The following is a 26,198-nucleotide window of genomic DNA, read 5'->3' as shown; positions in this document are numbered from 1 at the left end:
GATTACGCATCGGCAGTCACCCTGGCGAACATGTCGCTGTACAGCGCGCGCCATCGCAGCAGTTCCGCCCGCTCGCCGATATGCATCGTCTCCGCCGCCTTGTGGATCGACAGGCGCTGACTGCGAAGCTCGTCGGCGATGCGATCCGCGAGATCAGGAAAATCCAGCGACCGGCCCTGTGCCTCGATGGTCTTGCGGAGGTTCTATTCCCTGTACAGCGTGAACTTGTCCGGCGAGCAGAAGTAACCGTTGCGCACGACATGCGTGAACGCATGCGGGAATGTTTCGCCAAACTCAAGCAGCAGTTCGAGACTGTCGCGCTGCCGGTTGATCACCCATAGCATGACGAGACGCCGGGCCAGGTCATCCAGCGTGGCGGCGAGTGTCCCGCCGTACCGGGCAACGCCGGCCTGACTTCGCGCCGCCGTATTGACGACGACTGTCGCGTCCCGATGCTGATCGCAGAAATTGACGAAATCGATCCAGCCGGCCGCCTCACCCAGATCACATGAAGCGCATCCGATTTCATCATGGATGGCTTTCATGACATCAGGATTCGACGTGTCCGTCTCCACCAGGACGGTGTGGACATACGTGCGCCGGAGATATTCGACCAGCGCCAGCGTAACGAAACTCTTCCCAACGCCGCCCTTGCTGCCGCCGACCATAGATTGCAGGATTTTCCATTGCCATTTCGGACCTCTACAGGTTTTCGGTATCCGGCGTGATCGGAAATCCAAGGAAGCCCCGGACCTCTGTGCGTTCGGGTCCGGTAGTTCCCCCATCCCCTTTCTGCTGTAATCCGGCGCGCGCATGGGGAGAATGTGATTGCTTCGCCTGATTGTCTTTCTTCCCCCGAGACGATGTCATGGCGATATTCGTAGCGACGTGCCGCTCGGCCTGCACTGCCTTTTCTTCCCTGGCAGCACGCTGCATCGCGTATCGCAACGTACCGGCGCTGATTTCCACACCGTCCTGGGCGATCTGCTGGACGATTTCTTCCTGTGTGTAGCCCTTTCTCTGTGCATCGATGATTTGAGACTGCATGGACTTCATTGCATCCCGCACATTGACGCGGTGCTCATGCGCGGGCTTTTCCGGCAGTGCATCGAGACGGCGAGCTGCTGCGCCCCATTGCGCCCGGGTAAAGCTTTTCATCACCGGCATGATTAGCTCCTGCACACAGATTTCATGCCATCTTGCAAAGGGGACTGGCACGCGTCAATCCTTGGAAACAGACTCGAATCGGCGTGACGGACGGTGCTGGATTGCACTGGACTTCTCTGGACAACAAATTTTTTTGCGCCGTCGCGTGCGCGCAACGTACCGTTATTACGCATCGGCCAACACGAGTGCATCGGCCTTCGAGTCGAATGATCGGAGGCTGTGCATTGACAACGGGCAGCACACGAAATCCGTCACTCGCCAATTTGCGTCGGATGATCGTGGGATTTGATGTGACGTGTCTGTCTGATGCGCGGCCTACGGTACAGGGCGCGGAACTTTCTCTGTTCAATTTGCGCGAGCGTCGGCATCCTCGCGCGCGGACTCAATACGGCCCTTGAATCTTTCTGTGCTGAGCACGGCAACCCCTGCTCATCCATGTTGCGCCATCAGTCATGCCTTCGCGATCCCGGTCAATCATTTATTTGCGTGTGGGGGGAAACCCGCTCACGCGATACGCTATTTTTTTCAGCCAGGTCAGTTCATCTTGCTGCGCGGATGAGTACATTTTTTTTGCGGCAGGTGTTCATCTTTCTGCGCAACCACTGGCGACCACACTCACAGGATTTGCGGAAGACAAAAGGAAAAGAATAACAACGAGGGATGGAATATCAGGGACTTTCGAGTCGGTAGTGGCACGCGCAAACTGGCACGCACAGCGGCGCGCGAAGCGGCGTGCTGTTTTCTTCCGAACGACGAGGTGAACCATGAACAGTCCCATCACGATCGGCATTGATCTGGCCAAGGAAGTCTTCGCGATCTGTGTGCTCGACGAACGCGGTGCTGTCCGCGAGCGACGGGTGTTGCGCCGGGCGGCATTCGAGCGCTGCGCCGTGCAGGCCCCCAGTGGCACCATCGCGATGGAATCGTGCAGTTCCGCCCATCATTGGGGACGCTGGTTCTCAGCCCGCGGTCACACCGTACGCCTGATCGCCCCCGAATTCGTCGCCCCGTTTCGCAAAGGCGGCAAGAACGATGCGGCAGACGCCGAGGCGATTGCAGTAGCGGCCCGTCAACCCACCCTGCGGTTCGTGACCATCAAGACGGTCGAACAGCAGGCCATCCTGAGCTGGCATCGCGCCCCCCTGGGATGGATCGAGGAGCGCACCGCACTGATCAATCGCCTGCGGGGACTACTCGCCGAATTTGGCATCGCGCTCGGCCGCTCCCGATCGACACTGCGAGCTGCATTACCCCGACCCACCGACGACGCGGCACTACCCTCGTCGATCCGGGCACTCCTGCTGGAAGCGCGCGAGCAATTCGCCGCTCTTGAAGCGCGCGTCACACGGTGTGATGCCGAAATTGCGGCACATCTCGCTGGTAACGGTCCCGCCCGGCGCCTGCGGGAACTGCTCGGTATCGGACCGCTTACCGCCAGCGCGCTGGTAGCCACCGTTTCCAATGCATCCAGCTTCAGGAACGGCCGGCAGTTTGGCGCCTGGCTCGGCCTGACGCCCCAGCAGCATAGCTCCGGCGGCAAATCCCGACTGGGCAAGGTGACCCGGCACGGTGATGGCTATCTACGCAGCCTGCTGGTACAGGGTGCGCGCAGCGCCCTGCAGTCAGCCTTGCGCTGCCTGCCCGACAGGCTCTCCCGCCTCGGGCGCTGGATCGTCGACCTGTTCCACCGCAAGGGCTATCACAGGACGCTCGTCGCAATCGCCAACAAACACGCCCGCATGCTGTGGGCGATGCTGGCTCACGACGAAGCCTACGATCCGCTCGCCTGGCAGCGCTATCGCGCGCCGGCCGCGACCGCGACCGTGTAGTACCAGGCACTTCCCGCCACGCTGCAACGTGCAATAGCAACATGAGGTCAGACCGAACGGGAGCAAACCCCGGCTATCCTGCTGGCCAGCCCCATTCCGTGGCGGTTGATCCCCGCTGCGCAGGCTGCGTCTCGGATGGAATTGGGAGCTCCCGTGCGGCTTCGATATGGTGGCCCGCGCTGGCAGTTCTGGCGCGAGAAGGCCGGTTACAGGGATGCAGTCTGCTACCTCTACAGCTCAGCACACGCCCAGCATCTACAGCCTCACGGCAAAGGAATCGCAAATCACGCGGATATTAAAAATCAGGTCGTACACCGTACCGGGCAAACTTCGTGCGCAGAGGTTTACTCCTTCGCGCAAATCCCACGCGCGTCCGTGAAGTCGGTGAACAGCAATCTGCGCAAATAAAATGAGCATCGAATACGAGCGGTGCCAACGTGCGGCGCAGGAAAACGTGTCACACGCGCAGCAACCCTGCGTAACCGGGGAGCGGAAAGCGCAAATAGATTGAGTACCCCGTGTGCATCAAAACACAAACGAAGACGATCATCCACGGCCCATAAACCGTAGTTGACATACAGCGAAAGTCCTTACAGTAGGATAGGGGGTTCGGAGAAGTAGCGGAGTTTGTTGACGTTGATATGCTTGGCACCCACACTGGACCGATTACCGACCGCCATCTCCATTCGCTCGATGGGATTGGCTGGAGGGTATGGTATGTTCGCCTGCCGATGTCTCAAAGGTCGAATATGCAGCGTTTCACGCCATGAACGATGTGGCTCAAATCACGACCTGCTCCTACTATGCGAAGGGTCCGCACAGGCTTTTTGTTGTGAGCAACGCCACAACTCAAGCCCTGTACCGCTAAAGTCAGAGGACAAACGATACGAGCACAGGCATAAGTCTCGTGCGCCCGCGACCATCGTTTCAATCATTACGGGCAGTAGACATGAAGAATGGTGGGCGACCCAAGGGTTGCTGGTAATGACGCGTTCGAGCGACAGAGTTCAAACGTTGTCACTTAAGGCGCACGTGCACGTAGTTGAGGCGTTAAGCACGATGGGTTGGTCCGTGATGTTTTTCTGCGGACGGCAGGTAGGGCGTCTCGCAAACGACCGAGCTTGGGCGTCTTGCTGCGCCGAGAGTGACGGAGATGCCCGACAAGGCCTCTACGTCGCCGTGATTCGCGCCCCCCTGCGATGGATGCAGTTGTCAATTCGTGAGCCTGGAATTGCGGCGAACAGCCTGTGGTGGCTGCCCCAAAGTCCGCAGAAAGGCACGACGCATACGTTCTCGGTCAGCAAAGCCTGTTTCCCTGGCAACCTGGTCCATCGAAAAGCGGCCTTGCTCCATCATCAGGCGAGCAGCCTCGACTCGGAGGTTCTCCACCGCCTTGGCAGGCGACTGCCCAGTTTCGGCGCGAAAGGCTCGCGTGAACTGCCTTGGGCTAAGGTGCGCAACTTCAGCTAGCTCGTCAACAGACAGCGTGCTCTGCAAGTTTCTTCTTGCGTAGTCGAGCGCGCTTTGAATCCGGTCCGACTTCGGTTCCAGCTCCAGCAGGGCTGAAAATTGCGATTGCCCGCCCGCACGACGGTGGTAAACGACAAGCTTTCGTGCAACAGATCGAGCAACGTCCGCTCCGTGATCTTTCTCCACCATAGCCAAGGCCAGGTCGATGCCTGCGCTCATGCCTGCTGACGTCCAGATTGTCCCATCAACGATGAAGATGCGGTCCTCCTCCACCGTCACGCGTGGAAATCGCGACTTAAGGTCTCGTGCAAACGCCCAATGCGTGGTCGCCCGGCGATCATCGAGAAGACCGGCTTCAGCCAGAATAAATGCGCCGACGCATGTTGTGGCCAGCCGCTGACATGCCTGGCGTGAGCGTCGGACGAATTCGAGCAGACGAGGTGTTGCGGGCTCGGGCAGCATACCGGCTCCGATGATGACCGTGTCGAACCTCGCCTCACCGAAAGGGTCGGTTTCAACGCAGAAGCCTGTTGAAGATCGCACTAGACCGCCGTGTTCCGATAGCAGCGTGGTGTGATAGACGTCCTCGCCCAGAACAACGTTGGCAACCTCGAAGGTGGTAAGCATCGTCAGACCCATCACCTGAAAACCGGGGAACACGACAAAGCCGACGTGGTGCACCATCGTCTCCACGGGATGTCCGAAAAAGGTGTTTATACGACCTTCAGGTCATGATGTAAAGCCCATATAGTCACGGACAAGCGTCAATTCAGACGCCATGATTGATTGGAGAAGCTCATGACCATTTCTTCGAACGGCACCGCGCTTGTGACTGGTGCCTCCACTGGGATCGGTGCTGTCTACGCTGACCGCTTGGCACGTCGCGGCTACGACCTGATTCTCGTTGCTCGTAACCGCGAGCGCCTCAACACTCTGGCCAAACGCCTCACGGACGATACAGGTCGGACCGTCCAGGTCGAGGCGGCGGACCTCAGCAACAAGGCGGACGTCCGCCGGATTGAAGCAGTGCTCCAAACAGATGCGAGCATCACCTTGCTGGTCAACAACGCGGGCGTCGGTGCGACCGCGCCGCTTCTGCAGGCCGATGCGGACAAGGTGGACGATATGATCGAGCTCAACGTCAGTGCCCTCACGCGTCTCACGTATGCGGCAGTTCCAGGGTTCGTCCAGCGCGGTGGCGGGACGATCATCAATATCGCGTCCATCGTCGGCATTCGGCCGGAAATCCTTAACGGCGTCTATGGTGCAACGAAGGCGTACGTCCTCGCGTTCAGCCAGTCTCTCGTCCACGAGCTCGCAGACAAAAATATTCGCGTTCAGGCCGTTTGCCCTGGTGCCATCGCCACGGAATTCTGGCCAATCGCCGGCACGCCGGTCGAAAATTTCCCGCCTGAAATCGTGATGTCGGCCGACGATTTGGTGGACGCGGCACTTGCCGGCCTCGACCAGGGCGAACTCGTGACCATTCCGTCCTTGCCTGACGCCGGGGTCTGGGAGGCGTATGAATCAGCCCGCCAGAACTTCACGCTGGAGAACCTTTCCCGCCGTGTTCCAGCGCCCCGATATCACGTCGCGGCAAAACAAGCCGGCTAGAAAGGCGGTTCATGGGGCGGATTCGTCGCGAGCCGAACGGAGTCGTAACGCTCCGTTCGGCCAAACGCAGCGCGGCTGACGCCAGCTTGTTCAAATTAATTCCATTCGAGCGCTCAACGTTGGTAACGTGCATCTCGTGGGAGGATCTTATGGCGGTCGTGTGGTTGGTTATGAGCGCTGAAATACCCGCAAACCCGCAACTTCTGCCAAGCGTGATCATGAGCGATCCCGGCATCACCGAAGGCAAAGCTGCACTTGCTGACTTCCAAAGGACGTGCCCAATTCAGTGCCCGCAGCAAAGGCTGGGGATGCAATACAGGCAGCGATGCGTTTAAGATGATCCTGCTGCATTTGAGAATGCACCTTTTTTAATATCCGATTAAGCCTGTTCGGACCATCTGCCAAGCATGGTCAGCAACGGTCTTGGCGGCGCCGCGAAAACGATCGCCGTCTGCGTGACAACCTAGGCGCGAGTGACCGCTCCGACCAAGCACTTGCCGGCCGGCACGAAGGCATAGATGTCTGCTGGACCTCGAAACCTGCCGTAGAGGTGCTGCTGGATCCAATGGCCGGAGTGGGTCGATCAGAGCCGGACACGTCGGACCGGGCTCGGCCAGGAGCTGCCGTTCGCTATCTCCGTCACGCGGTCATTCGAGCGGCGGCTACGCTCAAGCATCGGACCTTCAGCGTCGGATGGCACCAGGCCAGTCATCTACCTTCGCTGACGCTCACGCATCGGCGGGGGCGCCGGTCGAGTTTCATGATGCCCTCTCCTGTTCGAACAAACGACACAACACGGCCGGCGGGCTAACGGACAACGAACAATGCGATGCAGAGTGCCACCCCGAACGCGTAAGTTCCCAACGCCCCGATAGCACGAGCCGGATTGGGCTTCGACATGGTGGGCCAGGCAACTAGCGAAACGACCAGGAGCAAGCGGCAGGCCGTTGCACCGGCCATGCACCAAAGCTCCCAGTGAGGCGGATTCTGAGAGCCGAGATACAGGAATAGCACCGCAAGGAACGGCGCGTACTCCGCGGTATTGCCGTGAGCGCGAACCAGTTTGGTTAGCAGCTGATCGGGTTCAGACGCGTAGCCGCTCAGCAGCCCGACGCGCGTGCGCACGACCGTGATGGTGAATCCAAGTGCGAACAGAAGCAAACCGAGGACACAGGTGCAGGCCAGTGCGATGCTGTTCATTCCAACTCCTTGCGTGAGCGTCGAAATCAGTGTGAGGGCATGAGACGCTTCTCGCGCCAAAGGCGCGAGTCAGCCGAACGTAAACGCGTAAGCCAGCACGCCAGGGTCGAGAAACGTGATTTCGAAGGTGCGTTCACCGCTGCCATTGGCCTGCCGCACGAGCTGGTACAGACGCTGCCCTGTGATCGTGCCGTTGCCATCCGCATCGATGTCCGCGCCGCGGTCGGCGCCGGGCGCCTTGTTGTCGATCAGCACACGAAAGCGCACGGGCTGGCCGTCGCGGCCGGGCCCCAGCACCAGATGCAAGTCACGGCCACGGAAGCGATAAACAATGCGTCCGTTAGGGCTGTCAAGCCGGGCACTTTCGTCGCTGACCAACCAGCGCCCGTCGAGCCCCCACTGGTTCACCGTCAGGGTCGAGGGCGCGTGATACGTCGCAGTCTCGTCCTGCGCCACCGTGCCGCTCGCGAAGTTCTGCGCGCGTGCATAGCCGACGTAGGTTTCCGGCGAGCGCCCAGTATCGCCTGAGCCGGCAGCGACCTGCGCGCCCTGTACGCCCGGTTGCACGTAGCCGCCGGGCAGGTCCTTCCGGCCGGCCTCAGCGAGCAGTCGGCGGATCACGTCCTCGCTTTGCCTGTAGTCGCCTTCGCCAAAGTGGTGGTGACGAATGTGCCCCTGCGGGTCAATGAAGTAATGCGCAGGCCAGTACTCGTTGCTGAACGCCTTCCAGATGGTGTAACCGTTGTCGAGTGCGACCGGGTAATCTACGCCCAGGTCCTTCACGGCGTGGGCGACGTTGCCGGGATCCTTCTCGAACGCGAACTCGGGCGCGTGCACGCCGATCACCACCAGTCCGTAGTCCTTGTACTTGTCAGCCCAGCTTCGCACGTACGGCAGCGAGCGGATGCAGTTGATGCAGGAGTAGGTCCAGAAATCGACCAGCACCACCTTGCCGCGCAGCGACTGCGCCGAGATCGGCGGGCTGTTGAGCCACTGAGTGGCGCCATCGAGCGCGGGCAGATCGCCCTCCACCGGCAGCGTATCGCCACCAGCGTTGACGGCGAGTTGCACGAGAGGCGCAGGGCGCATCGCGTCGATCAGCTTCTGTTCGATGCCGCCCGTGCTGGCCAGCGACACGCGTGTCAGCAGCCCGGTATCCAGCCCCAGCGCGATGGCGGCCACACCTGCCAGCACCAGCACGCCCAAGGCGCGGCGCACCCATTTCCCAGCGCCCAGCGAGCGCTTCATCAAGGCGAAGACGCGTCCGCCGATCAGCAGTGCCAGCGCGAGCGACGTCGCCGCGCCCGCCGCGTAGGTGAGCAGCAACAACGTTGTCCGTACGCTGGCGCCTCTGAGGGCCGCACCCGTGAGCAGCAGGCCCAGGATCGGGCCTGCGCAGGGCGCCCAGAGCAGCCCCGTGGCTACGCCCAGCCCAGCCGCCGAGAGCACCGAATCATCCTGGCTCCCGGTGCGCTCGGTGAGCTTGTTGCCAAGCGCCACGAACGGACGGGTGATCCATTCGGCGACGCGCTCCGAGAGCAAGGACAGGCCAAGCACAGCGAGCACGGCCAGGGCGACGAAGCGGCCGTACTGGTTTGCGCGGACGGCCCAGCCGCCGCCGACGGCGGCCAGCGTGGCGACCACGGCGAAGGTCAGCGCCATGCCCGCCAACATCGGCAGTCCGTTGCGTGCGAACGGGCGGTCTGCTCGCGAAAATACGAAAGGCAGCACCGGCAGGATGCACGGACTGAGGATGGTCAGTGCACCGCCGAGGTAGGCAAGGATTAGTACTAGCATGATGGCGACATCCGGGAGGGGTAGCGTGGCTATCTGCGATGGGGGCGGGCCGACTGGCGACGGCGTCGGCCGTCGGCGCAAAGCCGACAGGTGCCCCACCGAGACGATTACCGGTCAGTTCGTCGACTTCGCGGCAGCCTCAATCACTCGCGCGACTGCGGCCGGCTGCGAGATAAAGACAGCGTGGCTTGCGCTCACTTCGGTCACCTTGGCACCCGAGCGTTGATACATCCAGCGCTGAAGCTCAGGGCTCACCATATGATCCTGGGTGGTCAGGATGGCGTAGCTGGGCTTGGTTCGCCATGCCGCCACAGAAACGGGCGCCCCCAACGCTTTCTCGGCGAGCTGGTCCTGCGAGTCCGCCAGGAATTGCGCGTCCGGGGGCGGGACGTCTGCGGCAAAGTTCTCACGGAATTTCGCCGGCGGGAGGAAGAAATACTTGTCCGGCGTCGCTCGCATCGCATCGTTGGGTGCGGCGAACTTCTGCAGCAACTGGCCGCTTGCTTCGCCGGCGTCGGGTTGCAGTGCCGCCACATAGACGAGCGAGCTGACCTTCGGATCCACACCTGCCTCCGTGATCACTGAGCCGCCGTAGCTGTGGCCGACCAGCACCACCGGGCCCGGCTGCTGATCGATGACGCGCCTGGCGGTATCGACGTCCTCGGCGAGGCCTGTGAGCGGCTCTTGCACGATCGTCACGTGGTAGCCATCCTTGACCAGTATGTCGTGGACGGCCCGCCAGCCGGAGCCATCCACCAGTGCGCCGTGGACAATGACCACATCCTTCGCAGCCGCCTTTGCCTCGGCGTGAGCCATGGTGGCGCCCAGGGCAATCAGGGCGGCAATGGCCAGTTTATTTCGCAGTACAAACATTTTACTCTCCAGAATCGTCTGTAGTTGCCCGTCGTTCGCGAGAATCGTGCTTGACGGGCGAGAATTGAACGGTGATGGCTAACCGGGAATCAGTGCAGCTTGTACTTGATCGCCAGAACGTCGATCGGCTCGACCGATGGAGGGCTGGCAAGCATTTCGTCGACCCGCGCCATCAGGGCGCCGGCCATACTTCCGTGCAGGTGTGCCTGGCGATCTTCTTCGCTCGCAAAGGCGTCGAAGACGCCGAACGTCGTCGGCGACAGCCTGAGGGCGAACCAGATCGGTGTGGTCGCCTCGCGATTCGTCATTTCCAGGCCGGCGTCGAGGAAGTCCGCTACCGCCTGCTCTTTTCCCGGCTTGGCTTCAAGTCGGACGAATAGTGCTTTCTTGATCATCTTGGCTCTCCAGTTTGCGCGTGACGGGTTCACGCGTTGGAATAGACTTTACAAACAGAGCGCCCGTGGAGATACTGTCTCAATCGACAATTTTGGTATCGATCCTGCCATGAAGATTGTTGTCCTGGCGCTCGAGGGCGTGTTCGACACCGGCCTCACCACCGTGCTCGATGCGTTGACGACGGCCAACGAACTTGCGCGCTCGACGGGGATGGCCACCCCGGGCTTCGAGATCACCGTCGTAGGGGCGCGGCCAGAGGTACGCACCGCACTTGGGTTGCAGGTTCCCGTGCGCGACATGACAGACACCCCGGCCCCGGATTGGGTCGTCGTACCGGCGCTCAACCGGACGACGACGGATCTGCTCGTGCCTTCGCTAGGCCGGGCGGACGTGGTCGATGCGCTCGGGGCATTGCGCTCGTGGCACAGTGCCGGCGCGCGTATCGGAGCCGCTTGTACGGGCACCTTTGTGCTGGCCGAAAGCGGCTTGCTCGATGGGCGCGAAGCCACGACCACCTGGTGGCTTTCTCCGGTGTTCCGGCAACGTTACCCTCGAGTGCACCTGGACGCGCATCGCATTGTCGTGCCCAGCGGCAGCACGGTAACGGCGGGGGCCGCTCTGAGCCATCTCGACCTTGCGCTTTGGCTGATCCGCAACAACAGTCCCGAGCTTGCGGCGCTCGTGGGCAAGTACCTCGTATTCGATTCGCGGCCGTCGCAGTCTGCCTTTGCGATCTCCGATCATCTGGCCCATTCTGACCCGCTCGTCGAGCGTTTCGACCGTTGGGTGCGCGAACACCTCGACACGGCCATCGCGCTCGACGACGCCGCCGAAGAATTGGCGACCAGCAAGCGAACGTTGACGCGCCGTCTAAACGAGGTGCTCGGTAAAACGCCCGTCGAGTACATTCAGGATCTGCGGGTCGAGCGCGCCGTTCATCTGCTGAAAACGAGCAAGCTGAGCGTGGATCGCATCGCCGAGCAGGTCGGTTACGCGGACGGCGTGACGCTGCGCACGCTGCTGCGGCGGCGCATAGGTAAAGGGGTCCGGGAGGTGCGGGCTTCGTGAGCCTTCTCGACAATTGGAGTGTGCCGGCGGCGGTGCTCGACTGATCCCGCAAGAGGATTTGCCCGCTGAATCGATGAGTCGAATGACGGCTTCACCCTGGAAACGGCCCCCATCCCGACGTTAGCAGGGAAGACAGCTTCGGGTCGGGCTGCGTCAGCCCGCTCTTCAAATTCATCGCCGGAAAGCGGCCAGTGGAATTCGGCATCCCGGAAGCGGCCAGTCGGCAGTGCGAACTCCCGACCCGCTCCAGCCGTTCGATCTAGCACGAACGCAACGGCTCCTTGGGAGGTACAAGGGCCTTGGCGCCGGGGCGTCGGTCGATAAGTCCCGACCTTTCGCGACGCTCGCGGGTTAATGATGGAACGGCCGCTCGAGCGAGATCGGCGGTGGTAACGAGTTGGCCGATAACGACGTGATTGAACAGTTCATTTCGCGTGCGAGTGTGGCGACCAACTCGGCGGCCGGCATCGCTCCCGACAGCCGTACTCCCTGCCCTGCCCATCGCACCGCATAGTCGAAGCTACCGTGCGCCTCTGCCGCAGCATTCAGCGCTTGGGCCGCAGCGAATGCGAACGGAAAATCGGGTACCCGCGGGCAGTCGGGATCTTGCCCGAGATCAGTGAAATGATTTTCGATGCTGCAAGCGGGCCTGCCAGAGATTGCCCCAGTCGTTGCAGTCCTGCTTCGCGGGTCGAGAAGCGCAGCGCGGTCGGCCTCGTTCGCAGCAGACTCACCGTGCCAAGGAAAGCAGTCCCCAGCTGTGCCGCTTGCGCACCCAACGCGAGCACAGCGGCGATACCGGCACCGTCCATGATCGCCCCTGCGGCAACCACGCGCAGTGAGCTTTCGCGCAGCAGCAATCGAACAAGGGTCATCGTGCCGAGCCGTTCGTCAGCAAATGCTGGATCAAACATGCCGCGGTGGCCGCCCGCCTCGATCCCCTGCGCAACAATGGCATCGATTCTCGCTGCCGCTATTTGCCCCGCTTCGTCCAGATTGGTCGCCGTCGCCATCAGCACAATGCCGGTGTTGCGCAACGCTTCGATTTTTTTCGTGGGTGGCAACCCGAAATGAAAGCTGACGGCAACGGGACGTTCTTCCAACAGCATCGTCAACATCGCGTCGTCGTCGACGAAGCTTTCGTATCCAACGCCCGAGGCTATCGTGGGCTCCGCCTGGAAGCGCGCGAAATGCGGCTTCAGATACGTGAGCCACCGAGCGTCGCGCACCGGATCCACGACCGGGCGAACGTGGCAGAAGACGTTCACGCTAAACGGCCGGTCGCCGAAGTAGCCCAGCCGGCCATCGGCGCCTGGATGATCGGTACGGCAATTCCAAGTTTCGGGAGCAGCTCAGCTCTGTTCCCAGTGATGCTCATCGCACGCTCCTTCACCCGTTCACCAGATCATGACTAGGGTATGGCAATTGTGCGCTCGTCACGTCGACGCGGATCGAGTCCAGGCTGGGGTGCTATGACGAAGGGGTTATATCGACCCGATTCAGCCAGCCGCCCAGTTGCGACCGGCGCGGCGCCTCTCCGAGTACAGTGGACATTCGTGAGGCGAAATCGTTGGCGTGTTCACGACCTTTGCGGACGCGTGCCTTGACGCAAATTCGTGGGCAAAGTCATCCCGCGCCGATAGCTCGCTAACCGCGCTATTCACTGACTCCGCGTGTGTCATTGCGCCAGTTGCCAGCGCAGTACCGGATGCGTCGCGCCGGCAGGCATCGACCACACCCCCGTCGGACTGAAGTCATATCCGACGAACGAGGCCGGCGTGCTCATCTGAACGGTCGTCAGCCCGTTCGCCGCGGGAATCGGCGTGCCGTACAAGACGCCGACTGTGGCGTTCGTGGTGTCGGAGTTCCAGTACACATCGCTGCCGATCGTGCCTGTATTGGATCGCGCGATGCCAATCGGTCCATAGCCGGTCGGGTTTGTCACAGAGCCGGTTGCGAATGACTGGGTGATCGTTCCTGAGTTAGTGACGACGAGTGCCGCGCCGCCGCATGGCGTACCGGCAGCGCCTCGGCAAAAGAAAGGTAACGATGTCGAGCCGGTGGCATAAGACTGGCTGATCGTGCCGCTGTTACCGCCGACCAGGCCGCCACCGCCCTCAGCGATATAACCCGACGAATCGACAGGCCCCGTGGCGAAGGATTGGCTGATCAGGCCGCTATTCGTGCCCACCAGACCACCGAGCCCACCCCCCGTTGACACGGCGGCGCTGCTCGAAGAACGCAGGATCGAGCCGGCGTTGGTGCCTACGAGCCCACCGGCGATCGAAAAGTCGACCGCATTGCTGAATGCGACGGTACGAACCGTGCCGGACGTGTTGACCCGCACGACCGTGCCGTTGTTGATGCCGGCCAGCAAGCCCATATAGACGACGGCCATCTGGAGGGGAGTCGTGCTCGCCGTGCCCGAAATGTCGAGGTTGCGCACGACGCCCCGGGGGCCGATTACACCGAACATACCCATCAAGCGTGAGAACTCGGAAGCCACCACCTGCGCGACCGTTAGCGAACCGATCGTATTGCCTTGTCCGTCGAACTGCCCCATGAAGGGTGTGAAGACGGTGCCGATCGCAACGAATGGCGTGCTGCTCGTCGCGCTCGCATCGATGTTCCTGCCGAGTGCGTAGTTACCGGTGAGATTGTTGGCGACGTTCGTCAGATCGGTCAGCGAGTTCACCAGCTTGTATGCGGTGATTTGGGTGACCAGGCCGCTGAATGCCGGAGGTGTCCACCCCGGGTTGCTCAGCTGCGTGCCGGCAACGTAGCTGCCGTTCATGTCATAGAAAGCGCTCAGCGCACCTGTGCTCTTCGACCAGTCGAGCGTGCCGTTATTCACGACGCTGCCGCCGTTATCGATGCCGGTTGCGTCGGCGCGCAAGTTCAGATTGCCTGCGCCGTTATTCGCGACCGTCGCGCCGCTTCCGACTGACACATCGTGGAACGCGGCGAGCGTCAGCGAAGCGGGACCGCGCCAGCGCAGGTTCGATGCGACGTCGATGTCGCCCGTTGCGCCCATCGCGCCGGTCGTGGCGACATCGACGGAGGTGCCAGCATTCAGGCTTTTGCGCAGCGCGCGTGCAGCGGATTGATCGATCGTGAAGGCGGGCGTCGACAGATTCCATTCACCGGCACGGACGGCGGCCTTTGCGTCGAACGCCAGTTGCGCGGCGTCGGTGTCGACCGTCCCGCCGCTGCCGTCTGCGTTCGTGGCCGTGACGACGCCCGCCTGCTCGACCCGGCCGCCGTCAGCGACGAGCCAGACATGGCCGTCGCGGTTCGCCGTGCCCGTGGCCCGGATGCGCGCACCACCGCCGGCGAGCGCAAACACGTTGCCATCGGCGGCCTGCAGGCTGATCTGCGCGGCTCTGATGCGTCCGCTGTTGACAACCGTACCTTCACTGCCTGTCTGCACGAACACCTGCTTGCTGCTGGTCGAGTCCTGCAGCAGCACCTGTTCGCCTGCGGCCAGCTCGGCCGTACCGTCAGGCGCCTTGATCGTCCCTCCGTTGACGACCGCTCCTCGCGCGATCAGGAAAACATCGGCGCCACTCGAACTGATTTTGCCGAGGTTGATCACGCTCGCATTCGAGTTGCCCCACAGCGTGAGTGCGCCGCCATCCATGAACGCACAGTTGTCGGCATCGAGCGTGGACGCGACGAAACGGCCGCCCGTCGTCACGACACCCGACGGGCCTACGACCACGCCTTGCGGATTGATCACATAGAGGCTGCCCGTTGCACTGAGCCTGCCGAGGATGGCCGACGGCGAGCCGCCCGTGACCCTATTCAATGTCGCGCCCGAGCCGTTGTCGAACGCAACGCGGTTTTGGGCACCGATAGAGAAGCTGTTCCAGTCGATCACGCCGCGGGTCGAACCTGGCTGCGTGACCAGCAGCGCACTACCCTGACTGGAGATCGTGCCGGCCCCGGCGACGTACTGACCGCCTTGCGGAAGAACGCCCGCGGCAAGCACGGCGGAGGTGAAAGACGCTCCAGCAAGCGAGATGCCTAAGGCTATCCAGATGCGTCTGCTAGACTGCCAACGATGTGGTGCGCGACGCGCAGCCGGACGTAATTTGGGTCGTGACATACATTTCCCCTCTCCGCGTAGGGGCGGATGGGCCACTAACGACCACGGCGCCGAGCGGAGACGCGCTGGTCGCAGTGTCTGAAGAATAGCCGTTGCAGCCGCGGATGGATGCCGATACTTCGGCGTTTTGTGCCTGGTTGTCGGGCTTTTTTGGCCATTCGTCGTGTTGCTGCATCCATGATGCGCTCACGAATTCTGAGGTCGAGTTGCTCAAGGACGTTGCGGCCTTTTCTGTCGGTTCATAAGCTTTGTACAGCGGAGGGCGATGGCAACTAGCGCCGCTTCTGTTTCAAGGTCCAAGGGCGGTTTGCAGCGCTGACGCGACGTCTGAATGTACGTGAGGCCCAGAGCCACGAGTGACGCTTGATGGCCGGTTCGAACCAGTGCCACCGGCAATTTGCTCGCCAGAAACCGGCCATTGAGCGGGGGCGGACGCGACCTTGGCTACTCAAATTGGATGGCGACCTCGACCGGCGGCTCCTGGCCGACAGTCGCCTTTTAGCCTCCGAATGAAACTCTAAATTGTGCGGAGCTATCCATAAGACTGAGTTCCTGCCTCGCGAAGGAATGCATCGTCACATTGACGCGACACTCCACCATCGGGGAACTCACCTGGCACTGGTGCCGTGCACGTCAAAACACGAATTCTGTCGCCACTTTAGACGCAATTGAGCTTAGACCTGGTTGACCTGCTGTCATGCAGCAGTTGAAACCTGACCCGGCGCAATTGGCACCACGACTGCCGAGTGTCCGGCGCAGTACAATGACCAGTGCTCCATCATCTTCCGACGCCGCTCGACCATATCGCCCCGCTGATACGCGGCACGTGACTTGTTTTTGGTCTGGTGCGCGGGTGCCTTGTCGACCAGAACGTCCGGATATTCGCCGTATTCCTCTGCCCAGTCCTGAAACGTTGATCGGAAGCCATGAACTGTGAACTTGGTGTAGCCCATTCCTGCAAGCAGTTCCAGCATCGCCATGTTCGATAGCGGCTTGCCTTTCTTATCCCCGGGGAACAAGTAGCCCCACTTCGCCATTTTCAGCGCCTTCTCGACGAGCCCGCACGCCTTGTCACATAGCGGCACGCGATGCGGGATACCCATCTTCATGCGCTCACCCGGAATCGTCCATATCCTGGTCTTCAGATTGAACTCCTCCGGCGCGGCGAACTGTACCTCGTTCGTTCGGGCGGCAGCCAGGATCAGCAGATGCAGCATGATTGCAGAGCGCGCGTCCTCCTCTTCCTTGGCCTCAAGCTTCGTTATGAAGCCGGGATGTCGGACCACGGCATAGCCGGATGATGCTGCACGGCTGCGCGCTTGCGCTTCGCCAGCACCTTGTCCAGGTGGCCGCGCCAACGCGCCGGGTTCTCGCCCCCTCGATAGCCAAGCACCTTCTCGGCGTCAAGAATCGTCTCGATGCGACCGCGCACACGGCTCGCGGTCTCACGCTTGTCTGCCCAGATCGGCTGCAGGATTCGGACGATCATCGCCGTGTCGATGTCTTTCACATCCCTATCACCGATTATCGGATGGGCATACGTCGCGAGCGTGCTGGTCCACTGCTTAGCATGCTTGATGTTCTTCCAACTGCGGCGATTGTTTTCGATATATTCCGCCGCGGCGATGCGGAATTGCCGTGAACCTTCGGCAGCCGCCTTGCGCTGCGCCTCGTTGCGCGCCTCGATCGGATCGATCTTGTCCTTCAGGAGCGCCCGGCAACGCGCCGCCTCGGCGCGGGCCTGGGACAGCGAGACCGTCGAGATCGGCCCGAGGCCCATCTCGCGCGAACGTCCGAAGAGCCTGAACTGGAAGATCCACGAGCGTGAGCCCGAGGCGGAAATCTGAAAGTAAAGGCCCCCACCGTCCGGGTAATAGCCCGGATCGACCAGTTTGCCGACGCGCAGCGCCGACAGTCGATGAAGTTGTCGAGATTGAGATGCCCCCACTTCTCACCCCCACTCCCACCCCTACTTGATGGGTCGATTGTGTTGGTATGAACTGGAACGTGCAAGAAGAAAAAAACCCCCAAAACCTTGATGTTTCAAGGCTTTGGGGGTGTTTTTCGGAATCAGTCGGAATTTCGCGGAGCGAGTCCTGGCGGAGAGAGGGGGATTCGAACCCCCGATAGGCTATTAACCTATACACGCTTTCCAGGCGTGCGACTTAAACCGCTCATCCATCTCTCCGGCGGGGAGCCGAATTATAGCAAACTTCGCGCCTTGCGCCACACCCCTAGCCAACGCCGCACACAAACGCCCTACGGATGCCGGATATAGTCGACCAGAGCGATCGTATAAGCGTCCGCGTTGCGATCGATCAAACTCACCCCGATCGCCACGAGAAACCCCGCCGGCACGCCGAACACGCCCGAGCTGATCGGCTCGATGCCGAACCAGCGCGCACCCGTGAAACCCGTCATCTGCGTGAAAAACGGATACGTCGACACGATGTAGTAGATGCACACGACGAGCCCCGCGACCATCCCCGCCACTGCGCCCAGGCGCGTCGTGCGCTTCCAGAACACGCCCAGCACGAGCGCCGGAAACAGGCTCGACGCCGCCAACGAAAACGCCGCCCCGACCAGAAACAGAATATTCCCCGTATTCAGCGACGCAACATACGAAGCGAACAGCGCGACACCCAGCAGCAGAATCTTCGAGATCGTCACGCGCCGCTGGCTCGACGCATTCGGATCGACCATGTGGTAGTACACGTCGTGCGACAGCGCGTTCGCGATCGTCAGCAGCAGACCATCCGCGGTCGATAGCGCCGCCGCCAGCGCCCCCGCCGCGATCAAGCCCGACATCACATACGGCAGCCCCGCGATCTCGGGCGCCGCGAGCACGACCATATCGGGCTGCATCTGGATCTCGCTCCAGCGCACGATGCCGTCGCCGTTCGTATCGGCGAGGCTGATCAGGCTCGGTTCGACCTTGCGCCATTGCATCAGCCACTGCGGCAGATCGGCAAAATGATGGCCGACCAGATTCGACAGGATCTCGTACTTGATCAGCACCGCGAGCACCGGCACGGTCAGATAGAACAACGCGACGAAAAAGAGCGTCCAGCCCACCGAGCGGCGCGCCGACCCCACCGAAGTCGTCGTGTTATAGCGCGTCAGGATATGCGGCAGGCTCGCCGTGCCAAGCGACAGACACAGAAGCAGCGACAAAAAGTTACGCGCATGGGTGCTCCGGTCTTCATCGCCGACAGCAGGAAACGGTTCGTGCATCGGCACCGGGGCGGTCGCCCGCATCAGCATGTCGTCGCGCTTCTGGCTCCACACGATCTGCGCGGCGGCGGCATCGCGCGGAAACTGTTCGAGCGCGCGCTCGCGTTCCTTGATCTCGCGCAACGGACCGTTATGGCGCCGCAGATCGCCGACCTCCTGCGTGAGCCGCTGCTTCTCGTCGATGAACGATTGCGGCAGCGTATCGAGCCGCATCTGCATCAGCGCGGCACGGCGTCGATAGTCGTCGCGCACGCGCTCCTCGAGCGGCGCGTCGCGCACCTGCTTCTCGAGCGCTTCCATGCGCTCCATCAGGCGCCCATAGCTGAATTGCGGCACCCAGCCGAGGCCGTCCTTATGCGCGATCATCGACACCGGTATCAGCATCGCGAGGATCAGGATGATGTACTGCGCAACCTGGGTCCACGTAACGGCGCGCATGCCGCCCAGAAACGAGCACACCAGAATCCCCGCGAGCCCGCAGAAAATGCCGACCGCGAAATCGACGCCGATAAAGCGCGTCGCGATCAGCCCGACACCCTGGATCTGCGCGACCAGATAAACGAACGAGCACAGGATCGCGGCGAGCGCCGCGAGGCCGCGCACCGCGTTGCTCGAATAGCGCGTGCCGAGAAAGTCGGGAATTGTGTAGCGCGCCAGCTTGCGCACATACGGCGCGAGCAGGAACGCAACGAGACAATAGCCGCCGGTCCAACCCATCAGGTACGCGAGGCCATCGTAGCCGGTCGCGTAGATCGAGCCCGCGAGACCGATGAACGACGCGGCCGACAGCCAGTCGGCCGCGGTCGCCATGCCATTGAAGGCCGACGGCACGCGCCGTCCCGCCACGTAGTATTCGACCAGATCGGACGTGCGCGACAGCACGCCGATCACCGCATACACCGCGATCGGCACGAACAGGAACACATAGCCGATCCACACACCGGGACCGGTGCTGCGCTCGATGCGCCACATCACGTAGACGAACAGCAGAAAGCCGAGCGTGTAGAGCGCGTACGAGCGGATCAGCCGATGCGTGAGTTTCATCGGCTCAGCGTCCGCGCGCGGCCGGCGCGGCCGTGCCGACGTTGACTTCATCGTTCGCGCCGCTGGTGGAATCCGCGGCGGGACCGCTTGCGGCATCGCGCTGCGAATCCGCTTCGAACGCGCGCTGCAACCGACGATCGGCGCGCTGCATCAGCACGATATAGACGACGATCAACGCGAGGTAGATCAGGATCGCGCCCTGCGCGCCAAAGTAGAACGGCAGGCTGAAGCCGCCAACGCGCACCTGCGCAAGCGCGGGCGCCAGCAACGGCACGACGAAGGAGACAAAGAAGCCGAGCGTCATCAGCACCGCGATCAGCGCGAGGTTGAAGCGCCAGTACTTGCGATGCGCGAGCGCCATCGCCGCCGAGACCGGAGGCGGTTCGGGCGGGGGGTTCAACGTGGCATGGGAGGATAGGTGCGGCGCGGCCATGCGCCTATGTATCAAAAAGGCAACGGCGAGGCAATTGGGATTGTCCGCGCAATGCCGTGATGCAAGCCGTCCGCTCGATTCACGGGTCTGCTCGATACACCGGCAAGTGTGTCGATCGACACACCGCCGCCGTCAACGCAGACCCGCTTACAACGCTTTAAATCGACTCGCCGAGCTGGTCGAGAATCGCCGGGTTTTCCAGCGTCGACACGTCCTGCGTGATCTCCTCGCCCTTCGCGAGCGAGCGCAACAGACGACGCATGATCTTGCCCGAACGCGTCTTCGGCAGGTTCTCGCCGAAGCGGATGTCCTTCGGTTTCGCGATCGGACCGATCTCCTTGCCGACCCAGTTGCGCAGTTCGTTCGCGAGCTTGACGGCCTCTTCGCCTTGCGGACGCGCACGCTTCAGCACGACGAACGCGCATACCGCCTCACCGGTCGTCGCATCGGGGCGGCCCACCACGGCTGCTTCCGCGACGAGCGGATTGGCGACCAGCGCCGACTCGATCTCCATCGTGCCGAGACGATGGCCCGACACGTTCAGCACGTCGTCGATGCGGCCCATGATCGTGAAGTAGCCGGTTTCCTTGTCGCGCACCGCGCCGTCGCCGGCGAGATAGAGCTTGCCGCCGAGCTCCTCGGGAAAGTAGCTCTTCTTGTAGCGGTCCGGATCGCCCCACACGTTGCGCAACATTGCCGGCCACGGACGCTTGACCACCAGAATGCCGCCCTGCCCGTTCGGCACGTCCTGGCCCGTTTCGTCGACGACCGCAGCCATGATGCCCGGCAGGGGCAGCGTGCACGAACCCGGCACGAGCGGCGTCGCGCCCGGCATCGGCGCGATCATGTGACCGCCGGTTTCGGTCTGCCACCACGTATCGACGACCGGACAACGGCCGCCGCCGACGTTCTCGTAGTACCACACCCACGCTTCCGGATTGATCGGCTCGCCGACCGTGCCGATGATGCGCAACGTCGACAGGTCGTAGCTCTTCGGATGCACTTTGGCGTCGGCCTCGGAGGCCTTGATCAGCGAGCGGATCGCCGTCGGCGCCGTATAGAACAGCGTGACCTTGTGTTTGGCGATCATCTGCCAGAAGCGCCCGGCGTCCGGATAGGTCGGTACGCCTTCGAACATGACCTGAGTGCCGCCGAGCGTCAGCGGTCCGTACGTGATGTAGCTATGGCCGGTGATCCAGCCGATGTCGGCGGTACACCAGAACACGTCGGAGGGGCGCCAGTCGAAGGTCCACTTCAGCGTTTGCGCGGCCCACAGCAGATAGCCGCCGGTGCTGTGCTGCACGCCCTTCGGCTTGCCGGTCGAGCCCGACGTATAGAGGATGAAGAGCGGATGCTCGGCGTCGACCCATTCGGGCGCGCATTGGTCCGACTCACCCTGCGTGAGTTCGTGCATCCACAGGTCGCGTGCGCCGTCCCACGCGACCTTGCCGCCGGTGCGCTGGTACACGATCACGCTCTTGACCTTCTCGCAGCCGCCGAGCGCGAGCGCTTCGTCGGCGATGCTCTTCAGCGGCAAGGCCTTGCCGCCGCGCATCTGTTCGTCGGACGTGATCAGCGCGACCGCGCCGACGTCGACGAGCCGCTCGTTGAGCGACTTCGACGAGAAGCCGCCGAACACGACCGAGTGCGTCGCGCCGATACGCGCGCATGCCTGCATCGCGACGACGGCCTCGATCGACATCGGCATATAGATGACGACCGGGTCGCCCTTCTTCACGCCGCGTTTTTTCAGCGCATTCGCGAAGCGCGATACGCGTTGCAGCAGATCCTGATAGGTGACGTTGGTGACGGTACCGTCGTCGGCTTCGAACACGATCGCGACGCGCCCGCCGTTGCCGGCCTCGACGTGACGGTCGATGCTGTTATACGACGCGTTCAGCTGGCCGTCTTCGAACCACGTATAGAACGGCGCCTTCGATTCGTCCAGCACCTTCGTAAATGGCTTGTGCCAACTTAGCGTCTCCTTCGCAAGACGCCCCCAAAAGCCTTCGTAGTCGCGCTCCGCTTCGGCGGCAAGCGCCCGGTACGCGTCCATGCCGGAGATCGTGGCACCCTTCGCCGTGTCGGCGGAGGGCGGAAAAACGCGGCGTTCCTGAAGAACCGATTCAATCGCAGACATCGACAACCCCTTGGTGAAGATGAAAAACGGAAAACCTGTACGGGCGCGCATCGCGCGCGGGCCTTATCCTGTTCGAGCCGCCACGAGCGGCGCTGTCTCCCACCTCGCAATGCCGTCAAACGCGCGCGCGTGCGGCATCGCAACATCCGTGCTTGCAGGCACCCTGCTCGATCAACCCGCGTCAAGGCTCAACCATAAGCGCCGCAACTTACCGGCCACTTACGCACATCGTGTTGATCTGCAAGCGAAAACCCTTAGATCGGGCGAGCCACCGACGTGCTTGAGCGTTGATCAGACGAGATGCGCGCGGAAAAAATCGCCCGTTCTACGGAGCGTTCAATGTTCACCCGCAGCACATCGCATGCCGCTGATGCGAACCCGTTGCACCGTCCGGTCGCCCGCCTTCGCACCCTTACCACCGGTCGCACGGCCTCTTACAATGCTAACTGAACTAGCCGTCCGGATTCCAGCTTGAATCGCTACGCCCTGCTCCTCATTACCTCGATGCTGCTGGTGGGCAGCAATGTCGGAATCGGTAAATCGATCGTCGCCTTCGTTCCCGTCCCGCTGTTCGCGCTGCTGCGTTTTGTCATCGCGATGGCCGTGCTATGGCCGCTCCTGCGCGTGACCAAACTGCGCCGCGTCAAACGCGACGAATGGATCAACCTGTTTTTACAAGCGCTATTCGGCACCTTCGGCTTCACGCTGCTGATGCTCAACGGCGTCGCGCGCACCAGCGCGGTCGCGGCCGGCGTGATCACGAGCACGATTCCGGCGGTCGTCGCGCTGCTGTCGTGGCTGCTCCTGAAGGAGCGGCCGGATGGCCGCGCGCTCGCGTCGATCGCGCTGGCGATCGTCGGCGTCGTCGTCATCAATGTCGCGCACGGCGAGGCGGGCGCGGACGCGACGGCCGGCACCGGCTCGCTCGCGGGCAACTTCATGGTGCTCGGCGCGGTGTGCTGCGAATCGCTGTACATCATCCTGTCGCGCCGCCTCACGCAGACGCTCGCGCCGATCGACATCTGCGCGTACACGCATCTGTTCGGCCTGTTGCTGATGCTGCCGCTCGGCGCCGGCGCGCTCGCGCATTTCGACTATCGCGCGGTGCCATCGAACGTCTGGATGCTGGTGCTGTGGTACGGGCTGTCGGCCAGCATCTTCTCGTTCTGGCTGTGGATGAAAGGCATCCGCCACGTGTCCGGTAGTCTCGCCGGCGTGTTCAGCGCGGTGCTGCCGGTCGCCGCGGCGCTCTACGGCATCGTGTTCCTCGGCGAGCGGCCCACGCTCGCGCACGGCATCGCGCTCGCCTGCGTGGTCGCCGGTATCGGTCTCGCGAGCCTGAAGGCGCGTAGCGTGCCGCCGGTCGCATCGTAGTTCGTGCGTGGCGGGCGCGCTGCCCGCCGCAGAGCAGCAGATTCGACCGACGCTGTACAATACGGCGCCCGACGCGAGTCTCGCGATCCTCCGATGGCCGCGCCCCGCACCGCCGTCGGCGCCTGGCCCGTGTTCCGTCACGCCCGCTTCATCTGACCGTTGCCTATGTCCGCTTCGCGACCCGCCTCCGCCCGTCCGCGCCGCCCTATGCGCGCGCTGCCCCACCTCGTATTCATGAGCCGTTGGCTGCAGGTGCCGCTGTATCTCGGGCTGATCGTCGCGCAGGCAGTCTACGTCGTGCTGTTCCTGAAGGAAGTCTGGCATCTGGTGTCCGACGCGATGAAGCTCGACGAAACCAGCATCATGCTCGTCGTGCTGGGCCTGATCGACGTGGTGATGATCTCGAACCTGCTGATCATGGTGATCATCGGCGGGTATGAAACGTTCGTGTCGCGCCTCGGCCTCGACGGCCATCCGGACGAACCGGAATGGCTCGATCATGTGAACGCCGGCGTGCTGAAAGTGAAGCTGTCGATGGCGCTGATCAGCATCTCGTCGATCCATCTGCTGAAGACCTTCATCAGCCCCGACCAGAACACGACGCACACGATCATGTGGCAGGTGATCATCCACGTCACGTTCCTCGTATCCGCGCTCGTGATGGCGCTCGTCGACCGCCTCACCACGCACACGCATCCCAAGCATTTCGAAGAGCCCGCGGCATTGCACGCCGTGGGCGGCATCAAGGTTTCCACTCCCCTGAAGGCGCAAGACTGACCGCACGCGCTGCGATCCGAAAACAAGCGCCTCCCCACTGAGCTAGCCATGACCGTCATCAAACAGGAAGATCTGATCCAGAGCATCGCTGATTCGCTGCAGTACATCAGCTACTACCATCCGCTCGACTACATCGAAGCGCTCGGCCGCGCATACGAGCTCGAACAGAGCCCGGCAGCGAAGGACGCGATCGCGCAGATCCTGACCAACAGCCGCATGTGCGCCGAAGGCAAGCGCCCGATCTGCCAGGATACTGGCATCGTCACGGTATTCGTGAAGGTCGGCATGGACGTGCGCTGGGACGGCGCGACGATGAGCGTCACCGACATGATCAACGAAGGCGTGCGCCGCGGTTACCTGAACCCGGACAACGTGCTGCGCGCATCGATCGTGAGCCCGCCCGAAGGCGCGCGCAAGAACACCAAGGACAACACGCCGGCCGTGATCCACTACGAGATCGTTCCGGGTAACACCGTCGACGTACAGGTCGCGGCCAAGGGCGGCGGCTCGGAGAACAAGTCGAAGTTCGCGATGCTGAACCCGTCGGACTCGATCGTCGACTGGATTCTGAAGACCGTGCCGACGATGGGCGCCGGCTGGTGCCCGCCGGGCATGCTCGGCATCGGCATCGGCGGCACCGCTGAGAAAGCGATGCTGATGGCCAAGGAATCGCTGATGGACCCCATCGACATTCAGGACGTGATTGCACGCGGACCGAAGGACTGGATCGAAGAGCTGCGCGTCGAGCTGCACGAGAAGGTCAACGCGCTCGGCATCGGCGCGCAGGGTCTCGGTGGCCTGTCCACGGTGCTCGACGTGAAAATCATGGCCGCGCCGACGCACGCCGCGTCCAAGCCGATCGCGATCATCCCGAACTGCGCGGCGACCCGCCACGCCCACTTCACGCTCGACGGCTCGGGCGTCGCCAAACTCGAAGCGCCGTCGCTCGACGCATGGCCGAAGGTGCACTGGGAACCGAACACGGAGACCAGCAAACGCGTCGATCTGAACACGCTGACGCCGGAAGAAGTGGCCGGCTGGAAGCCGGGCCAGACGCTGCTGCTGTCCGGCAAGATGTTGACGGGCCGCGACGCCGCGCACAAGCGCATCGCCGACATGCTCGCGAAGGGCGAGAAGCTGCCGGTCGATTTCACCAACCGCGTGATCTACTACGTCGGCCCGGTCGATCCGGTACGTGACGAAGCGGTCGGCCCGGCAGGCCCGACCACCGCGACGCGGATGGACAAGTTCACCGAGACGATGCTCGCGCAAACCGGCCTCATTTCGATGATCGGCAAGGCCGAGCGCGGCCCGGTCGCGATCGAGGCGATCAAGAAGCACAAGGCCGCGTACCTGATGGCTGTCGGCGGCGCCGCGTACCTCGTGTCGAAGGCGATCCGCAGCGCGGAGGTGCTCGCGTTCGAAGACCTCGGCATGGAAGCGATCTACGAGTTCGACGTGCAAGACATGCCGGTCACGGTCGCCGTCGATTCGAACGGCACCTCCGTGCACCAGACCGGCCCGAAGGAATGGCAGGCCAAGATCGGCAAGATTCCGGTCGCCACGGCTTGATGAGTCGCAATTAGCGCCACTCGGATCGGGCGAAAAGCCGGGGCTGCGGTCCCGGCTTTTTTTTGCCCCGCATCACGCATGCGCAAGGCGCCGCACGCACGA

The 26,198-nt window shown here is 62.5% G+C and carries 18 protein-coding genes, 1 tRNA gene and 2 pseudogenes; 6 read left to right on the top strand and 15 right to left on the bottom strand.

Features of this window, described 5'->3' with window-relative positions; all coding sequences use genetic code 11:
• Positions 1–2: 2 nt before the first annotated feature.
• Together AB3X95_RS00245 and AB3X95_RS00240 are read right to left on the bottom strand one after the other, a co-directional pair.
• Positions 3–668: pseudogene (locus AB3X95_RS00245) on the bottom strand (protein mobD).
• A 34-nt stretch (positions 669–702) separates the two neighbouring features.
• The gene (locus AB3X95_RS00240; protein WP_368620383.1) at positions 703–1,167 is read right to left on the bottom strand and encodes a hypothetical protein; all 465 of its coding nucleotides are present in this window, start codon (positions 1,165–1,167) and stop codon (positions 703–705) included.
• A 764-nt stretch (positions 1,168–1,931) separates the two neighbouring features.
• Between AB3X95_RS00240 and AB3X95_RS00235 the strand changes: the two genes are divergently transcribed.
• Positions 1,932–2,996, top strand: a complete 1,065-nt coding sequence (locus AB3X95_RS00235) for an IS110 family transposase (RefSeq protein ID WP_368620382.1) — start codon at positions 1,932–1,934, stop codon at positions 2,994–2,996.
• 1,212 nt (positions 2,997–4,208) lie between these two features.
• On the opposite strand, the gene AB3X95_RS00230 is transcribed toward AB3X95_RS00235, so the two are convergent.
• Positions 4,209–5,147 (bottom strand): GlxA family transcriptional regulator, encoded by a 939-nt coding sequence (locus AB3X95_RS00230; RefSeq protein ID WP_368620755.1) that lies wholly within the window; start codon positions 5,145–5,147, stop codon positions 4,209–4,211.
• A gap of 117 nt (positions 5,148–5,264) precedes the next feature.
• Here AB3X95_RS00230 and AB3X95_RS00225 point away from each other — a divergent pair, with 117 nt between their 5' ends.
• Positions 5,265–6,080, top strand: coding sequence for an SDR family NAD(P)-dependent oxidoreductase (locus AB3X95_RS00225; RefSeq protein ID WP_368620381.1), 816 nt, complete (start codon positions 5,265–5,267; stop codon positions 6,078–6,080).
• 807 nt (positions 6,081–6,887) lie between these two features.
• On the opposite strand, the gene AB3X95_RS00220 is transcribed toward AB3X95_RS00225, so the two are convergent.
• From AB3X95_RS00220 to AB3X95_RS00205, 4 genes are all read right to left on the bottom strand, one after another.
• Entirely contained in the window at positions 6,888–7,280 is a 393-nt protein-coding gene (locus tag AB3X95_RS00220; protein ID WP_176369747.1) for an MAPEG family protein, read from the bottom strand.
• A 69-nt stretch (positions 7,281–7,349) separates the two neighbouring features.
• Positions 7,350–9,077, bottom strand: a complete 1,728-nt coding sequence (locus AB3X95_RS00215; RefSeq protein ID WP_184227249.1) for a cytochrome c biogenesis protein DipZ — start codon at positions 9,075–9,077, stop codon at positions 7,350–7,352.
• A gap of 114 nt (positions 9,078–9,191) precedes the next feature.
• Positions 9,192–9,950, bottom strand: a complete 759-nt coding sequence (locus AB3X95_RS00210; protein ID WP_184227250.1) for an alpha/beta fold hydrolase — start codon at positions 9,948–9,950, stop codon at positions 9,192–9,194.
• A gap of 89 nt (positions 9,951–10,039) precedes the next feature.
• Positions 10,040–10,345 (bottom strand): putative quinol monooxygenase, encoded by a 306-nt coding sequence (locus AB3X95_RS00205; RefSeq protein WP_368620380.1) that lies wholly within the window; start codon positions 10,343–10,345, stop codon positions 10,040–10,042.
• Positions 10,346–10,454: 109 nt separating this feature from the next.
• On the opposite strand from AB3X95_RS00205, the gene AB3X95_RS00200 reads away from it, so the two are divergent.
• Entirely contained in the window at positions 10,455–11,414 is a 960-nt protein-coding gene (locus AB3X95_RS00200; protein ID WP_176369755.1) for a GlxA family transcriptional regulator, read from the top strand.
• 351 nt (positions 11,415–11,765) lie between these two features.
• Here AB3X95_RS00200 and AB3X95_RS00195 read toward each other — a convergent pair.
• The 8 genes and pseudogenes from AB3X95_RS00195 to acs all read right to left on the bottom strand — a co-directional run bounded on the left by AB3X95_RS00195 (position 11,766) and on the right by acs (position 22,373).
• Positions 11,766–12,792: pseudogene (locus AB3X95_RS00195) on the bottom strand (NAD(P)H-dependent flavin oxidoreductase).
• 300 nt (positions 12,793–13,092) lie between these two features.
• Complete coding sequence (locus AB3X95_RS00190) at positions 13,093–15,522, bottom strand: beta strand repeat-containing protein (protein ID WP_368620379.1); 2,430 nt, start codon at positions 15,520–15,522, stop codon at positions 13,093–13,095.
• 695 nt (positions 15,523–16,217) lie between these two features.
• Entirely contained in the window at positions 16,218–16,739 is a 522-nt protein-coding gene (locus AB3X95_RS00185; protein ID WP_368620378.1) for a tyrosine-type recombinase/integrase, read from the bottom strand.
• A 44-nt stretch (positions 16,740–16,783) separates the two neighbouring features.
• A complete protein-coding gene (locus tag AB3X95_RS00180) occupies positions 16,784–17,470 on the bottom strand; it encodes a tyrosine-type recombinase/integrase (RefSeq protein WP_368620377.1) in 687 nt (228 codons plus the stop codon).
• A gap of 149 nt (positions 17,471–17,619) precedes the next feature.
• Positions 17,620–17,710, bottom strand: a tRNA-Ser gene (locus tag AB3X95_RS00175).
• A gap of 71 nt (positions 17,711–17,781) precedes the next feature.
• Complete coding sequence (locus AB3X95_RS00170; protein WP_368620376.1) at positions 17,782–19,800, bottom strand: sodium:solute symporter family protein; 2,019 nt, start codon at positions 19,798–19,800, stop codon at positions 17,782–17,784.
• A 4-nt stretch (positions 19,801–19,804) separates the two neighbouring features.
• Positions 19,805–20,233: a DUF4212 domain-containing protein gene (locus tag AB3X95_RS00165; protein WP_176123501.1), complete on the bottom strand. Its 429-nt coding sequence runs from the start codon at positions 20,231–20,233 to the stop codon at positions 19,805–19,807.
• A gap of 157 nt (positions 20,234–20,390) precedes the next feature.
• On the bottom strand, positions 20,391–22,373 hold the full coding sequence (acs, locus tag AB3X95_RS00160) for an acetate--CoA ligase (protein WP_368620375.1): 1,983 nt from the start codon (positions 22,371–22,373) through the stop codon (positions 20,391–20,393).
• Positions 22,374–22,844: 471 nt separating this feature from the next.
• Between acs and AB3X95_RS00155 the strand changes: the two genes are divergently transcribed.
• The 3 genes from AB3X95_RS00155 to AB3X95_RS00145 all read left to right on the top strand — a co-directional run bounded on the left by AB3X95_RS00155 (position 22,845) and on the right by AB3X95_RS00145 (position 26,096).
• Positions 22,845–23,747 carry a DMT family transporter gene (locus AB3X95_RS00155; protein ID WP_368593186.1) on the top strand — a complete coding sequence of 301 codons (903 nt, stop codon included), beginning with the start codon at positions 22,845–22,847 and terminating at the stop codon, positions 23,745–23,747.
• Between the two features lie 207 nt (positions 23,748–23,954).
• Positions 23,955–24,524, top strand: a complete 570-nt coding sequence (locus AB3X95_RS00150) for a TIGR00645 family protein (RefSeq protein ID WP_217709947.1) — start codon at positions 23,955–23,957, stop codon at positions 24,522–24,524.
• Positions 24,525–24,572: 48 nt separating this feature from the next.
• Complete coding sequence (locus tag AB3X95_RS00145) at positions 24,573–26,096, top strand: fumarate hydratase (protein ID WP_368620374.1); 1,524 nt, start codon at positions 24,573–24,575, stop codon at positions 26,094–26,096.
• The last annotated feature ends 102 nt before the right edge of the window (positions 26,097–26,198 follow it).

It is taken from the genome of Paraburkholderia sp. BR13444, assembly GCF_040948755.1.
Taxonomy (GTDB): domain Bacteria; phylum Pseudomonadota; class Gammaproteobacteria; order Burkholderiales; family Burkholderiaceae; genus Paraburkholderia; species Paraburkholderia youngii.
The sequence above is the reverse complement of the archived record's forward strand: the minus strand, read 5'-3'. Positions and strand labels throughout refer to the sequence as shown.